At 72.8% G+C, this 15,329-nt stretch carries 12 protein-coding genes; 7 read left to right on the forward strand and 5 right to left on the reverse strand.

The features are described from left to right. The first annotated feature begins 1 nt into the window (after position 1). The 6 genes from ACFZDC_RS06940 to ACFZDC_RS06965 all read left to right on the forward strand — a co-directional run bounded on the left by ACFZDC_RS06940 (position 2) and on the right by ACFZDC_RS06965 (position 8,695). Positions 2–1,243 carry a hypothetical protein gene (locus ACFZDC_RS06940; protein ID WP_391320920.1) on the forward strand — a complete coding sequence of 414 codons (1,242 nt, stop codon included), beginning with the start codon at positions 2–4 and terminating at the stop codon, positions 1,241–1,243. Then, positions 1,240–3,903: a GTPase-associated protein 1-related protein gene (locus ACFZDC_RS06945; protein ID WP_391320924.1), complete on the forward strand. Its 2,664-nt coding sequence runs from the start codon at positions 1,240–1,242 to the stop codon at positions 3,901–3,903. The genes ACFZDC_RS06940 and ACFZDC_RS06945 overlap by 4 nt, the downstream gene beginning before the upstream one ends. Then, on the forward strand, positions 3,900–5,576 hold the full coding sequence (locus ACFZDC_RS06950) for a hypothetical protein (RefSeq protein ID WP_391320926.1): 1,677 nt from the start codon (positions 3,900–3,902) through the stop codon (positions 5,574–5,576). Before ACFZDC_RS06945 ends, ACFZDC_RS06950 begins: the two co-directional genes overlap by 4 nt. 180 nt (positions 5,577–5,756) lie before the next feature. Further along, the gene (locus tag ACFZDC_RS06955) at positions 5,757–6,431 is read left to right on the forward strand and encodes a tellurium resistance protein (protein ID WP_391321552.1); all 675 of its coding nucleotides are present in this window, start codon (positions 5,757–5,759) and stop codon (positions 6,429–6,431) included. After that, entirely contained in the window at positions 6,425–7,357 is a 933-nt protein-coding gene (locus tag ACFZDC_RS06960; RefSeq protein WP_391320928.1) for a protein phosphatase 2C domain-containing protein, read from the forward strand. The genes ACFZDC_RS06955 and ACFZDC_RS06960 overlap by 7 nt, the downstream gene beginning before the upstream one ends. After that, positions 7,358–8,695 carry a protein kinase gene (locus tag ACFZDC_RS06965; protein WP_391320930.1) on the forward strand — a complete coding sequence of 446 codons (1,338 nt, stop codon included), beginning with the start codon at positions 7,358–7,360 and terminating at the stop codon, positions 8,693–8,695. It begins immediately after the preceding gene. A 39-nt stretch (positions 8,696–8,734) separates the two neighbouring features. On the opposite strand, the gene ACFZDC_RS06970 is transcribed toward ACFZDC_RS06965, so the two are convergent. The 5 genes from ACFZDC_RS06970 to ACFZDC_RS06990 form a co-directional block, all read right to left on the reverse strand. Then, positions 8,735–9,061 carry a hypothetical protein gene (locus tag ACFZDC_RS06970; RefSeq protein WP_391320932.1) on the reverse strand — a complete coding sequence of 109 codons (327 nt, stop codon included), beginning with the start codon at positions 9,059–9,061 and terminating at the stop codon, positions 8,735–8,737. Positions 9,062–9,179: 118 nt separating this feature from the next. Continuing rightward, a complete protein-coding gene (locus ACFZDC_RS06975) occupies positions 9,180–10,661 on the reverse strand; it encodes a hypothetical protein (protein ID WP_391320934.1) in 1,482 nt (493 codons plus the stop codon). Positions 10,662–11,059: 398 nt separating this feature from the next. Continuing rightward, the gene (locus ACFZDC_RS06980) at positions 11,060–11,704 is read right to left on the reverse strand and encodes a DsbA family protein (RefSeq protein WP_391320936.1); all 645 of its coding nucleotides are present in this window, start codon (positions 11,702–11,704) and stop codon (positions 11,060–11,062) included. Further along, entirely contained in the window at positions 11,701–11,955 is a 255-nt protein-coding gene (locus tag ACFZDC_RS06985; RefSeq protein ID WP_391320938.1) for a hypothetical protein, read from the reverse strand. The genes ACFZDC_RS06980 and ACFZDC_RS06985 overlap by 4 nt, the downstream gene beginning before the upstream one ends. A 93-nt stretch (positions 11,956–12,048) precedes the next feature. Next, complete coding sequence (locus ACFZDC_RS06990) at positions 12,049–12,597, reverse strand: DUF1697 domain-containing protein (RefSeq protein ID WP_391320940.1); 549 nt, start codon at positions 12,595–12,597, stop codon at positions 12,049–12,051. A 375-nt stretch (positions 12,598–12,972) separates the two neighbouring features. Here ACFZDC_RS06990 and ACFZDC_RS06995 point away from each other — a divergent pair, with 375 nt between their 5' ends. After that, positions 12,973–15,222 carry an MMPL family transporter gene (locus tag ACFZDC_RS06995; RefSeq protein ID WP_391320942.1) on the forward strand — a complete coding sequence of 750 codons (2,250 nt, stop codon included), beginning with the start codon at positions 12,973–12,975 and terminating at the stop codon, positions 15,220–15,222. Positions 15,223–15,329: the final 107 nt, after the last annotated feature.

Here is a 15,329-nt window from a genome sequence, read left to right on the forward strand (position 1 = left end):
CATGACGACCGTGATCTGCCCCTACTGCTTCGCCCGCGCGGCGGCGGCCAAGCTGCCGTACCGCTGTCTGATGACCCCGAGCGGGGTGCGCGGCGGCGCGCCCTGTGGTCCCGAACGTGACGACGTGTGGGCCGGGTTCATGGGTCCCGGGGTGCCTGCGGCGGCCCGGATGCGCGGACCCGTGTTCACCGCGGCGCGCCGGCTCGCCGGGTTCGGCGGCGGTGGCAGCAGCGTGCCCTGTCCGCAGTGCGGGGTGCCCACGCCGGTGCGGGTGTGCGGATCCTGCCACAGCGATCTGCCCAGCGACTACTGCGACCAGGACAGTCGGATCATCGCGCTGGTCGGCGCGAAGGCCTCCGGCAAGAGCACCTATGTGTCCGTGCTGGTCAACGAGTTGAACCACCGGGTCGGGCAGGCCTATCACGCCTCGCTCGCGGCGATGGGGCACAGCACCCAGCGGCGGGACAAGGAGATGGCCGAGGACCTGTACGAGCGGCTGCGGCTGCCGGACGCCACCCGGCCGGCCGCCCTCGGCTTCAACGACCCGCTGCTGTACCGGCTGAGCCTGCCCCGCAAGGGTCTGCTGGGCACCTCCGGGACCCGGCACACCACGCTCGTCTTCTTCGACGCGGCCGGTGAGGACCTGGCGGGAGCCGAGGCGATGGACCGCTACACCCGCTACCTGAGTGCCGCCGACGGGATCATCCTGCTGGTCGATCCGTTGCAACTCGGTTCGGTGCGGGACCTGTTGCCGGTGCACGAGGGGCCGCCGCTGCCCGTGGTGGAGACCTCGCCGCAGCAGATCGCGGCCGACCTCGCGGCCCAGCTGCGCGCGCACGGCAAGGGAAAGGTGCGGGGGCGGGTGTCCACGCCGATGGCGGTCGCCGTCACCAAGACGGACATGCTCGGACCCCTGCTGGATCCGCACTCCCCGCTGCTGCGCAACGCCCCCCACCGTGCAGGTACCTACGACGGCGAGGACCGGCTCGCCGTGCACGAGGAACTCCGGTCCCTGCTGACGGACTGGGACTCCGGCGCGCTGCTGCGGCAGCTGGAGCTGGACTTCGCCGAGTTGTCCCTGTTCGGGTTGTCCGCGCTAGGGGCACCGCCGCCCGCGGACGCCCCGGCGGACGTGCCGAAGTCGGGTCCGCAGCCGGTGCGGGTGGAAGATCCGCTGCTGTGGCTGCTGTCCCGGCAGGGACTGCTGCCCGTGCACACCGCGGGGAAGGGACGCGCCCAGTGAGTCTCGCCCAGCTGCACTACACCTCGGCGCCGCCCGGACCGGACGGCTCGGGTTTCCGGTTCACCGCGGTCAGCCCCGGCGTGCCGCCGACGCTGCTGCGCGAGGCGGAGCAGCTCATCGGGTACGAGCCCCCGCGCGACCTGCCCGCCCGGCCGGACACGGAAGAGCTGAAGCGCTTTCCGAAGGCCTTCAGCTTCAGTGAACTGTCCGACGGTGGCACTTTGTTGAGCCGGTCGGTGTACACCGGCGCGGACTACAGCGGGCGTTGGGGCAACTTCCACGCCCATGCCCTCCATCTGCCGCCCGGGGCACGCCTGCCCGACGGGGCGCTGCCCATCACGGCCTGGGAGTCGCCGCGCTGGGCCGACGCCACTCCCCCGGACGGGCGGCCCCGGCCGGTCGACCGGTTCGAGCCGTCGGGGCTGCTGCGCAGGGACGGCCTGGTGGCCTTCGCCCGCTCCCGCGCGGACCGGCTCGCCGCGTTCTTCGCGGACCTGCGCGCCCTGGCCGAGGAGACGGACACCCGGCAGATCGTGGTCGTGGAGCACGACAGCGCCGACGTGGCGCAGTGGATCGCGCTGGCCTGCGCCGTCCTTCCCCGTGAGCGGGCGCACCGGCTGACCTTCACCACCTACACCCGGCGTCCGCGGCAGGCCCGCCAGCAGATCGTCGGGGCCCTGCCGTCCTCCGAGCCGGTCGGCCACGACCACCGGTTCCGGGTGCACGACTGCACCGCACGTGCGGACGCCGAGCCCGTGACGGACGCCTGGGCCGAGGTGTGCGCGCGGGTCTGGACGGCCGGCCGGCCCGAGTTGTTCCATGACAGCTCCGGCGACCTCGGCCCGCTCGCGGTGGCCGCGCTCGTCGACGGCATCGCGCTGCGCGCCGACGGCCGCGCGGCGGCGGCCCGCTGGGCCGCGGACCACGCCCTCGCGCCGGCCGAGGAGACACTGACCCCGCTGATCGCCGCGCTGGCGGGCGGGAGCAGTGGAGACACGGGCCCGGACGACCCGCGGTACAGCCCCACGGGCACCCCCCTGGACGACGAACCTGCCGCGCTGGCCGCCCTGTTGGCGCGGCTGGACGGACAGGTGCCCACCGCCGTCTCCGCGCCGCTCGCCGCCCGCGTCCTGGACTCGGCGGTTCGGGGCCGGGGCCCGTTGCCCCCGCTGGGCGCGGGCTCGCTGACTCCGCCGCTCCGTCTCGAACTGGCCCGGGACCTCGCCCCGGCCCTGCGGCACGGCATCGCCGACCCGACCGAACCGGCCGCCGGCCGGCCCCTCGACCTGCTGCGCGTCGCCGACCTGCTCGACGTGGACTGCACGGACGCGCTCCCGGAATTCGCCGGGCGCATCGCCCGGGACCTGGTGAGCGGGCGGCCGTCGGACCGGGACGCTGCGGTCGGCACCTCGCCATCGGGCCACGGCCCGGAGCACGTACCGCCCGGCCCGGCCGACCCGGGCGGCACCGCACGCCCCGGTCAGCGGCCCGCCCCTGGTGCCGCCGCGTACGTCGTGGGCGCGCCGGCGGTCTGCTCCCCGGCCCTCCTCGACGCCGTCCACGGCCATCCCGCCCTGCGCACCGCCCTGTTCGGCGCGCTGGACGCGCTCGCCGCCGCCAACCCGCCCGGGGTCGCCGGGCGGCTCGCGGGGTCCGGGCTGCCGGTCTCGCTCGCACCCGGCTTTCCGCATCTGCGGATGTGCGTCGCGGCCGGCGGGGCACGGACCGGCGGCGACCGGTACGGGGGGGTCCACGAGGTGCTGCGCACCGCCGGCGTCTCGCCGCACGCCGACCCGGGCGTCCTGCGCACCGCGTTCCACCTGGTGTGGCCGGACGGCCTGCCCACCGGCGAGGAGGCGAGCCTGCTGCTGAGCGAGCTGGGCTCGGACGCGCACCGGCTGGCCGGCACCCGGGACCTGCTGGTCGAGGCCGCACTCGCGGCCGCCGCCGACGACCCGGCGGCCCCGGTCCTCGCCGCCGACCTGCTGCGCTGCTTCACCGCCGAACTGCCCCCCGCGCACCGGGCGCCGCTGCTCCTGCTGGAGTACGCGGGACTGCTGGACACCGACCAGGACGTCGAAGGCTGGGTGCGGCACGTGCTGAGCCTGCGGGACGGCGCGGCCGGGCCCGTGCCCGGGCCGGTGACGCAGCGGGTGTACGACGCCCTCGCGCGGCGGCTGCTGGCCGTTGCGGCGCCGGAGAGCGCGTCCTACGCGCCGCCCCGGCCGCCGGCGCCCGAGAGCGAGCTGTACGCGCTGGCCCGCTCGGGCGATCCGGGGCTGCTGGCGGCCTACGAGCGGGTGGGGCGCGGGGACCGGGTGGGCGAGCGGCTGCGCACCGTGCCGTCGTACGTCGCCGCCTGCTTCTGCGACTGGAGCGCGTACCCGCAGACGCACGCCGCCTGGGAGGCGACCCGCACGACCCTGCTGTCCAAGGTGCTGCGACCCGTCGTACGGACCCTTCCGGCCGAGGACCGGAGCGAGGTCGAGGAGGCGCTGCGCCGCATCGGCCGGGGCCGGCTGGACGCCTATCGCGCCTGGAACCGGCCCGGCGCCCTGGGCCGGCTCGCGGACCGGCTGACCGGACGCGGGCAGCGCGGGGACCGGCAGGCGACCTGGTACGGGGATGTGGAGCCGCCCGGTGAGGGAGGCCGCCGATGAACGCGGGCGCGGGAGGAGGCGGCATCGAGGTGCTGGTGCTGCTGGTCCTGTTCGGCTGGGCCGGGATGGTCGCCGCCGCGGTGTGCGGGTTCCGCACGCTGTGGGAGTTCCTGGGGCGCGGCGTACGGGCCGTCTGGCACGGGCTCGGGCCGTGGCAGCCGGGCCGCACCGACCCGCGCCTGACCGGGGCGGGAAGCGGTGAGCCCGCGCACCTCGCCTACTGGTGGCGGCAGTCGTGGGCGGACGCGCTGTCCGCGGGGCGCGCCGGACTGCGGGCCGTCTGGTCCGCGTTCACCGACCCCTGGCTGCACCGGATCACGCGGAACCTGTTCCACGGACGCCGGGCCTCGGGCCGACGCGCCACCGCGCCGCTGTACCGGATGCTGCTTGCCGCGCTCATCGCACCCGGCACCGCCGCGGGCGCGCTGGTCGGCGCCGTACTGGCCACACTGCTTCTCGGCGCGGTGCTGATGCTGTTCGCGCTGCTGCTGGCCGTGGTGTGGCTGGGCTGGGCCGCCGGGGTGCCGGGCTTGCGCGGGCTGGAGCGGGGCCGGCTGCTGCTGCGGGGCATTCGCGTCAAGTGCCCGCACCCCGGCTGTTACGCGCCCGTCCCGCTGGCCGTGCACCGCTGCCCGAACTGCCGTGCACGGCATGGTGAGTTGCGGCCCGGACGGTACGGCGTGCTGTGGCACGTGTGCCGCTGCGGGCACCGGCTGCCCGCCTCCCGGCTGCTGGGACGCGGGAAGCTCACGGCCCTGTGCCCGCGCTGTGAGCAGTTCCTGCCCGGGGCGGCGGGCACCATGCGGGTCGTGCACACTCCGCTGGTCGGCGGCACCTCGTCGGGCAAGACGATGCTGATGGCGGCCATGGTCGAGGGGCTGCACGCCTGGTCCCGGCAGGGCGAACTGCGGGTCAAGTACGCCACCGTCGACGACCAGCGCACCCAGACCGGGATCAGCCAGGAACTGAACCGGACCGGTTGGGCGCACGCCACGACCGGCGGTCAGCCGCGCGCCCTGATGCTGACCGTGGCCCGGGGCCGCAGGCGGCGGCTGCTGTATCTGTACGACCCGATGGGCGAGTCGGTGAGCGACGCCGAACGGGTGCGTGCGCAGCAGTATCTGGCGCACGCGGACGGGGTGGTCCTGGTCGCCGACGCCCTGGCCGATCCCAAGGTGCGCGGCCGGCTGGGGCCCGCGGACACCGACCGGGCCGACCGGGCCCGTCCGTCGGCGCAGGGGCCGTGGGAGACGTACCAGCGGCTGACCGGGGAACTGTCGGCGCTCACCGGCCGGCGGTCCCGGATGCCCGTGGCCACCGTGGTCACCAAACGGGACGTGCTGGACCAGCTGACCTCGCTGCCGGTGCCGGGCGCGCGCATCGAGGACTGGCTCACCGAGGTGGGCCTCGGCACGCTGGTCCGTGCCCTCGGCCATGACTTCCACGCGGCCCGCTACTGGGCCGTCAGCGCCCACGCGGCCACCGGCACCGGGCCGCTCGAGAGCGAGCAGCGCCGGGCCGCCGAGCCGGTGCTGTGGCTGCTCGCGGCCTCGGGGCTGCGCACCGGCCCGCTCACCGGGTCCGGCGGCAGCACCGGCGGCCGACTCGTCAGGCCCCGGCGGCGGCCCGACGAGGCCGAGGAAGGCCACGCGGGGAGGTACAGCCCGGCATGAGCCAGGTCACCCCTTCCGTCTCCCGGGCCCGGCGGGCACTCGCGGGCCTGTTCGTCACCGCCCTGGTCCTGGCGGTGGCCGCCCTCGGCTGCGCCGCACGGCTGCTGCTGTCCTGAGCCCGGCCCCCATCACCCACCCATGGAAAGGAATCACGGCGTGAGCGACATTCCCGGCGGGCCCATGGCCAACCGGCCGGTCCACTTCATCTGGCTGCTCGACTGCTCGTACTCGATGCAGGGCGAGAAGATCGCGAAGCTCAACTACGCGATCAGGGAGGCCATTCCGGAGATGCGGACGGTGGCCCACGACAACCCCGCGGCCCAACTGCTGCTGCGTACCGTCACCTTCTCCACCACCGCCCGGTGGCACCACCGGACCCCGGTCCCGGTCGACGACTTCACCTGGCAGGACGTGCAGGTCGACGGCATGACCAACCTCGGCGAGGCGCTGCACCTGGTGGCGCGGGAGCTGCAGACGCCGCCCATGCCGCAGCGGGCACTGAAGCCGGTGCTGGCGCTGGTGTCGGACGGGGTGCCCACCGACGACTGGAAGGCGGGCCTGAAGGCCGTCGACGCCACCCCGTGGGGCCGCAAGGCGGTGCGGGTCGCCATCGCGATCGGCACGGACGCGGACCGCGGGGTGCTCCAGGAGTTCCTCGGCAACCCCGAACTGCAGCCGCTGGACGCCAACAGTCCCAAGCAGCTGGCCGCCGCCATCCGGTGGGCGTCCACCGCGGCCGTGAAGGCGGCCTCCCAGCCGGTCGCGGGCGACACCTCCGGTACGGCCGTGACCATGGCGAAGCAGCCGTACGCGCCGCCGGTGCTGGACGACGACGATGACGACGACGTGTGGTGACGCTCGGGGTGAGACGGTGGGAGACGCTGGCCGACAGCGTCCAGGGGGTCAACAAGCGGCGCAACCAGGACTGGTACGAGTGCCGGGGCACCGGAACCGCTGAGGATCCGCTGGTCCTCGCCGTGGCCGATGGGCACGGTTCGGCGGTGCACGCGCGCAGCGAGCTGGGCGCACGGTTCGCCGTGGACCGGTTCGTGGGGCTCGCCGCCCACTTCGGCCGGGCGGCGCACGACTGCCACGAGCCGGGCCGGCTGGCCCGGCTGATGACGTATGCCCGGGACGACTTCCCGCGCGCCCTGGTGCACGAGTGGAGGCAGGCGGCGCTGGGGCACTGGGACCGCAACCGTCCGGTCGTGGAGGAGGCGTCCCGGGAGCCGGGGCCCGAGGAGAAACTCGTGCTGTACGGCACGACGCTGATCGGGGCCGTGCTCACGCCGTGGCTGTTCGTGGCCTGGCAGATCGGCGACGGGGACCTCGCGGTGGTGGAGCACGACGGCACGCTGAGCCGGCCGCTGGCGCCCGCCGAGGAGGATCTGGGCGACGAGACGGAGTCGCTGTGCGGGCGCGAGGCCTGGCGGTCGATGCGGATGCACTGGGCGCCGGTCTTCGAACAGGCGCGCACCCCACGCCTGGTGGTGCTGTCCACGGACGGGCTGTCGAAGAGCTTCGCGTCGGCCGACGGGTACCGGGAGTTCGTCGAAGGGCTGGCCGGGCGGCTGGCCGAGGGGGGTGGCGCGGGCGTCCGGAAGGTGCTGCCGCAGTGGCTGGCCCAGGCCGCCCGCTACTCGGGCGACGACACGACGCTGGCGGCGGCCCTGCGCTCGGTGCAGAGCGCTCCGGAGCCGGCCGGGGCGACCGTGAACGAAGAGTCCTCGGCGGTGACGGCCGGTGCCGCGGAGACGGAAGAACGGAAGACGGAGACGTAGATGAGCGGCATGCTCGATGGCGGGACGCGCCTCGCGGCGGAGAACGGTGACGAGGTCGAGATCGTCGACCTCCTCGGCGCGGGTGGCCAGGGCGAGGTGTACCGGGTCCGCACACCGGACGGGGAGCGGGCGCTGAAGTGGTACTACCCGACCTGTGCGACCGGCGAACAGGAGGCGATCGTCAAAGAGTTGGTCGCCCGCGACTTCGCCGACGACCGGTTCCTGTGGCCCCAGGCGTACGTGCCCGAGCACCGCGGGTCGTTCGGCTATCTGATGGGACTGCGCCCGGAGCGTTACAAGGGGCTGCCGGCGCTGTTCCGCAGGCAGTTGCGCACCAGCCCGCGTGCGCTGCTGACGGCCTGCCTGTACACGGTGGAGGCGTACCAGGCGCTGCACTCGCGGGGCATCGCCTACCGGGACATCTCCTGGGGCAACATCTTCTTCGACCCGGCCACCGGTGACGTGCTGGTCTGCGACAACGACAACGCGGTGGTGGAGGGGGATGTCAGCGGGATCTCGGGGACCATGGAGTTCATGGCGCCGGAGCTGGTGCGCGGCGAGCCGGGCGCGCGACCCGGCACCCAGTCCGACCTGCACTCGCTCGCCGTCCTGCTGTTCATGTTCCTGATGAACCATCACCCACTCAAGGGAAAGCGGGAGTTGGGCATCCACTGCCTGGACGAGGCGGCCGAGCGCAAGCTGTACGGCAGGAGCCCGCTGTTCGTGTTCGACCCGGCCGACGACTCCAACGCGCCGGACCCGATGGAGCACGCGACCGTGCTGGCCACCTGGGACGCGGCGGCCGGGACGCTGCAGGAGCTGTTCCGGCGCTCCTTCACCGTCGGGCTGCACGATCCGGCGGCCCGGGTGCGGGAGACCGAGTGGCGCAACGCGCTGCGGGCGGTGCTGGACTCGGTGGCCGAGTGCGCGTCCTGCGGGCGGCAGAACATGACCGAGCCGGGCGAGAACCCGCCGCCGCGCCCCTGCTGGGGCTGCGGGGCGCTGCTGGTGCTGCCGCCGCGGCTGACGGTGACCACTCCCCCGCCGCGCACCGAGCACCACATCCGGCTGCGCCGGGGTGCCCGGGTGCAGGCCCACCATCTGCTGCCGGAACCGGCACGGCACGACTGTTCGGACGCCGCGCTGGTGGCGGAGCTGGTCGAAAACCCCAAGAAGCCGGGCCGGTTCGGCATCGCCAACCGGTCGCGGCAGACCTGGACGGGCACCCGCTCCGACGGCACCGCGCAGAAGATCGAGCCCGGCCAGACCGTGCCGCTCAGGTCGGGTCTGGAACTGGACCTCGGTGCCGGGGTACGGGCGGTGGTACGGGCCAAGTGAGCCTGTGCTGGGGTCCCGTGGCGGCGGGGCCCCAGCGGCTCACAGACCCAGCACGTGCATCAGCTGCTGGGTGAAGGCGAGGCTGCCGGTGCCTGCCGCGGCGCCGATGCTGATGGTCTCCAGTGCCGAGCGGATCCGGCCACGGTTGGGCGGATCGCCGTCCTCGACGGACTCCAGCAGCGCACCCCGGATGACCTCCCCGTGGCCCACGAGCCCCGGGTACTCGGCGCGCAGCACCTCGATCAGCCCGTCCGAGAGCCGGACGAGGGCCTCGGTGGCCGGCTCGTGGTGGTTGATCTCGATACGGCCGTGGTCGCCCATGTTGGCGGGACCGCTGATGTTCCCGTGGAAGTTGTACGTACTCATTGTCCTGTCCTGACTCCTGGTCCGAGGGGGCCGTCGCGACTGGGGCTAGGGCCCTTCTGGTGGATCTCCGTGGGGGAAGGAGGACGCCGCGACGCCGCGGAGATCCATCAGAAGGGCCCTAAGGCGGGGGCGGGCCGGATCCCGGGCCGCCCTGGGGTCCTGGACCGCCGTGGGGGCCGGGACCCTGCTGACCGCCCATGGCGATCGTGCCGTCGTTGCCGAAGATGCTGGGGCCGCTGACGTTACCGATGTTGTACGTCTGTGTGCTGATGACCTGTACGGCCTTGTCGTACGAGCTGGTGTCGACATGGTGGTCCTCGAGGAACCGTTCCGTGGCGATGAGCACGCCCTGCTGGAGCCGGAACAGGAAGTCCTGCGCGTCGGTCCGCTCGGCGTAGCCCGCCGCGTCCCAGGCGCCCAGGTCCTCGCGCAGGCTGCCCTTGGCGCCGTAGTCGTACAGGACGTGCTGCTTGCCGATCGCCTTGCGTTCCCGAGTCAGCCGGCGGTCGTGGTCGCGCAGCCAGCGGCGCCGGGCGCTCAGCCGGCCGAGGGCGCCGCGCAGGTCCCGACCGGTGTGCGAGGTGGCGTACTTGACGAGATCCCACCAGCGTTCGCGGGGGGCCACCGGGAGCCGGTCCACCCGGTGGAAACGGCCGTCCAGCGGGGGTATCGCGTACGCGGCGACCTCCCAGGTCAGGCTGGGCGGCTGCAGGATCGCCCGCAGGTACATGGAGACGATCATCCGTCCGCCCTCGCCGATGCGCTCCAGACAGAGGTGGGTGCGCATGCCCGCGCCCGGGTTCTGCAGGCCCGCCTGCACCAGCTGCTTGGGTATCCGGGCGTGCGGTCTTCGGGTGCGGTCGGGCACCAGCTCGGGCAGGAAGCAGGCGTTGCTCCCGAGGACGTAGAGCCGGTTCTGCGCCCTGAGGCCCGGCAGTCCCGAGATGCTCTCCAGGTGGCGGGCCACGAACGTGTGCAGGTCGATGGCGTCGAAGGGCAGCAGCGGCAGTTTGCCACCGCCGGGGGCGTCGGCGGGTCTGCTGATGTCGATGGGCTGCCAGACCACCTCCTTGAGCTTGTCGCCGCTGCCGACGAACGGCTTGGTCTGGGCGGCCGCGTCCGCGTAGGGCAGGACGTTGGCGCGTTTCATCTCGTTCAGCCAGACCTCCGCCTCGGGCTCCACGGGCGGTGCCGTCCGTTCGGGCCTCTCGGCGGAGTGGAAGACCTCGCGCGCCGTGTCACGCCCCACGGACTCCTTGTGGTGGACCAGCGTCCAGGCGGCCGCGTACGCGCCGAGAGGGCCGAAAATCGCCACCCATCCGAGGGACCCGTGTCCGTTGATCAGGCCCCCCACTCCCGTCAGTACGGAGAGGGGCACGACCACCGCCAGGTACGCCAGCCGACGGTCGAGGGCCTCGCGGCGGCGGGTGGCCACGCGTGCGTGCCGGGCGAGGGCGACGAAGTTGATGCCCAGGCTGAGGCCCAGGGCGTCCAGCCGGTCCCCGGTGAGCGCCCGGTCCACGTAGAGGGCGAAGGTGTCGTCGAGGTGCGCCGAGGCGCACAGGCGCCGTGTCACCGAGTCCTTGCGGTACTGCGGCAACGTCGGTAATGGTCGCCCCGTCACAGTCATCCGTCCCCCTCGGCCTTTCCACGCGCGCTTCACCCTAGGGACAACGTGAGGGGTTTGTCGCGCGGTTCCGGTGAGCCGGTCCGCACGGGGCCGTCGGCCGCCGCGGTCCGGCGCTCCCCTGTGACGTCGGACCGCGGACGGCTCTTGGTTCTGCGTCTGTTCCCGCGGATGTGTCACCGGCAAGGGGAGTCCGGCACGCCGGAGGGATCGTTATCGGCCAAAGTCGCCTGGTCACCCGGAAGTTGGCTGCAGGGCGGTCCCGCCGACGGTGACCGCGGGACCGGTGCCGGCCAGGGGGCCGGTGATCAGGTGTTCCGTACGGACAGAGATGTGTGGAAGTCGCCGCGCCGTCAGGTCGATTCACCGGATCAGTCGAAGCGAAGCGCTCCCGTGCGGGTGCGCTTGAGCTCGAAGAAGTCGCGATGGCGGGCCAGCACCCTGAAGCTGTCGAAGAGTTCCGCCGCCTCGGCGCCCCGCGGGACCGCTCGCAGGACCGGACCGAACCACACCGTGCCGTCGACGTGGAGCGTGGGGGTACCCACGTAACGTCCCGACTCCGGCTCGGCGCCCGCCTCATGGCCGCGGCGCACCGCGTCGTCGTACGACGGATCGTGGGCGGCGGCGGACAGGGCGGCGGGGAGCCCGAGTTCGGCGAGCGACTCGGCGACCACCACGTCGAAGTCCTTGATCCCCCGTTCGTGGATCCGGGTGCCGAGCGCGGTGTACAGGTCGCGCAGCACCTCTTCGCCGTGCCGTTCGGCCGCGGCCACGGCGACCCGTACCGGGCCGATCGACCGGTCCACCAAGTCCCGGTACCAGTCCGGGAGTTCGTTTCCGATGTTGTGCAGGTACAGGCTCATGACGCGGAAGCGGAGGTCGAGCGGACGCTCGCGCTCGACCTCCAGCAGCCAGCGGGAGGTGATCCAGGCGAAGGGGCAGGCGGGGTCGAAAAGGAAGTCGACCCGGGCCGGGCCGGGCGGGGCGGTTGTGCGACGGTGATCGGCGGGTGTCATGGCGGTGACGCTAGTCCGCCAGTGGTGCAGAATCCCGACCCAATCCCTCCCTGTGTCACTGGCCCATTTCGGGGCTCCGCCGCTCCGGCGAGCCCGATCTCGATCTTCCGCAGGTGTTCCGGCTCCGCGACGGCCTCGATCCGCGCGATCCGGCCGTCGCCGTCGAACGTGAAGGCCACGGCCGTGAGATGCGGCCGGTCTGCCTCGAAGCGTGCCGCGAGCCGTGCGATGTCCCCCGCGATGCCGTCCACGCTGCCCCCGTCTCCTCGTCGACGCGCGGGCGCGAGAGCCGCGCGGCCCTTCTGCACGGCAGAGCCGCGCACACGGGTGGCCGGCCTGCGCCGTCAGCCGAGCGGAGTGGTCAACTCGACCAGTTTGAGGACGGTGTTCCAGTTCCGGCTGGTGGCGATCACGCCCTTGGTGCTCCGCCGGGACAGGACCTCGGCGAGCTTGGAGCGGCCAAGGCCCTGCGGGGCGTACAGGTACAGGCAGCGGTCGCCGAGGCGGAACTCCTCGGGGAGATGCGCGTCGGGGTCGATCCCCGCGAAGCGCTCCGGGGTGACCGGTGCGGAGAAGTAGGTGAGGTGCAGCTGCCTGGCCTCGAGTTCGGCGGCCGGGAACGGGCAGGCCTCGGCCACCGCGCGCAGATAGGCGTGATCACGCACGATCACGTCGACCGGGAAGCCGAACCGTTCCTCGATCGCCCGGGCCAACTCGGCGGCCAGGGACTCCTCGTCACCGTGGTCGGTGGTGAACACGGCCTGCCCGCTCTGCAGATGGGTCCGTACGCCGTCGTGGCCCAGGCCGGTCATGAGCGTGCGCAGATCGGCCATCGGGAGCTTCTTGCTGCCGCCGACGTTGATTCCGCGCAGGAGCGCCGCATAGGTCGTCATCCGGTCACCTTAAAGCGGCCGTCGTGCCCCGTGGGGGTGGGCACGACGGCCGTGCCCGTGCACGTGCCGGGCTGCGCGAAACTCTGGCCGATGGAAAGGGTGCAGATCAACTCCTACACGTAGCTGTGACTTGTTCAACAACCTTTCGTCATCACAAAGTGGATCTCTGTCGACGGATCGGACACCCCGAGGCCCAACCCCGAGATCGGGCAATAGATGTAAGGGGTCTCCGTCCTCCCCAGCGGTGAGCCGGGCCGCTCTCACCTCACCGGGCAGCACGACGAGACGGCCTTGTCCGGCCCATACCGTCGAAGCGGAGCGAACGAAGATGCGACGGCAGGGGGCCGTCACCGCACACGAGGGGGACATCCCGTCATGGGGAACACGGACATGCGCGTGCGGGGCCTGGCCGCCCGCGCCGGCGGCTGGAGCGCCCGGCATCGCTGGGCCGCCGTCGGCATATGGGTGTTGTTCGTCGTCCTGGCCATGGGACTCGGCTCGGCGGCGGGCCGGGTCGACGTCGACGAGAGCGACCAGCTCAAGGGCGAGACACACACCGCCGCACAGATCATCGACGCGGCGGGCATCGAACAGCCGGCCGGGGAGACCGTCCTGGTCCAGTCCAAGGACGGCGGCGTGAAGGCCACGAGCGGCGAGTTCCGGGCCGCCGTCACCGACGTCGTCAAGGCCGTCGGCACCACCGGCAGGGTGACCCACGTGACCTCGCCGTACGACACCCGCACCATCTCCCGGGACGGCCGCAGCGCGCTGGTGCAGTTCGACATGCGCGGCGACGCGGACACCGCCGCCGAGCGGGTCGAGCCGGTGCTGGACGCCGTGGCCCGGGTGCAGAAGGACCACGGCTCGCTGCGGATCGAGGAGATCGGCGGCGCCAGCATGAAGAAGCAGTACGACGACGCCTTCGGGAACGACTTCCAGCAGGCCGAGTACTCCGCGGTGCCGGTGGCCCTCGGCATCCTGCTGATCGCCTTCGGTGCGCTGGTGGCCGCGCTGCTGCCGGTGGCGCTGGCGATCACCGCGATCATGGCGACGATGGGGCTCATGGGCCTCGTCAGCCATCTGCAGCCGATGAGCGACACCGCCAACTCCGTGATGCTGCTGGTCGGCATGGCCGTCGGCGTCGACTACTGCCTGTTCTACCTGCGCCGGGAGCGCGAGGAGCGGGAGGCCGGCCGGGACGCGGGCACCGCGCTCCGGATCGCCGCCGCCACCAGTGGCCGGGCGGTCATCGTCTCCGGTGTCACGGTCTGCGTGGCGATGGCGGGCATGCTGTTCACCGGTCTCGCCACCTTCGAGGCGATGGGCCTGGCCTCGCTGATGGTGGTGGCCGTCGCCATGGTCGGCTCGGTGACGGTGCTGCCCGCGCTGCTGTCGCTGCTGGGCGGACGGGTCGAGAAGGGGCGGATCCCGTTCCTGAGCCGCCGCCGCAAGCACGGGACGAACGGGGACAGCAGGTTCTGGACCGCCGTGCTGCGGGGCGTGCTGGCCAAGCCGCTGGTCTCCGTGCTCGTGGCGGCCGGCGCGCTGCTGGCGGTGGCCGCGCCCGCGCTGGGCATGAAGACCCAGCAGCTCACGCTGGACCAGGAGTTCGGCGACTCGCTGCCGATCGTGCAGACCTACAACCGCATCAACGACGCGTTCCCGGGCGGCTCCGAGCCCGCTCAGGTGGTCGTCAGGGCGAAGGACATCGACGCACCCGAGGTGCGGCAGGCGCTGGCCGAGTTCAAGAAGCAGGCGATCTCCTCGGGTGCCTCGCGCGGCCCGGTCGACATCAAGCTGCACCAGGCACAGCACGTCGCCCTGGTCTCCGTACCGCTGGTCGGCGGATCCGACATGGACCAGGCCGTCAAGAGCCTCGACAAGCTGCGCGACCAGGTCCGGCCCGCCACCCTCGGCAGGGTCCAGGGTGTCCAGGCGCCGGTCACCGGGCAGGTCGCGGGCAACAAGGACTTCAACGACCAGCTGATCGGCTCCGTCGTCCCGGTCTTCGCGTTCGTGGTCGTCTTCGCCTTCCTGCTGATGCTGCTGTCGTTCCGCTCGCTGACCGTCGCGATCACGTCGATCGTGCTCAACCTGCTGTCGGTGGGCGCCGCCTACGGCATCCTGGTCGCCGTCTTCCAGCACGGCTGGGGTGCCTCACTGGTGGGCGCGCAGGGCGTCGGCGCGGTCGTCAGCTGGCTGCCGCTGTTCCTCTTCGTGATCCTGTTCGGGCTCTCCATGGACTACCACGTGTTCGTGGTCTCCCGGATCCGCGAGGCGCGGATGCGTGGCCGTACCACGAAGGAGGCGATCCAGCACGGCGTGGTCACCACGGCCGGGGTCGTCACCAGCGCCGCCGTCATCATGGTCGCGGTGTTCGCGATCTTCGGCACCCTGTCGATGCAGTCCATGAAGCAGATGGGCGTGGGCCTGGCCGCCGCCGTCCTCATCGACGCGACGATCATCCGGGGGGTGCTGCTGCCAGCCGTGATGGCGCTGCTCGGCGAGCGCAACTGGTATCTGCCCAAGTGGCTGCACCGGCTGCCGGACCTCACCCACGACGAGTCGCCGGAGCCGGTCGCGGTGGCCCCGGTGCGCGGTGAGGATGAGCGGCTGAGTGTCTGACTCCGCCCGCTGACGCAAGGGCCCGTCGGTTCCCGGGGGAGCCGACGGGCCGCTGTCGTCCCTCTGGTCGACCGGGCCCTCGGGGAAGACCCGTCCCCTCCGAGGAG

It is taken from the genome of Streptomyces sp. NPDC007905, from assembly GCF_042959345.1.
GTDB lineage: Bacteria > Actinomycetota > Actinomycetes > Streptomycetales > Streptomycetaceae > Streptomyces.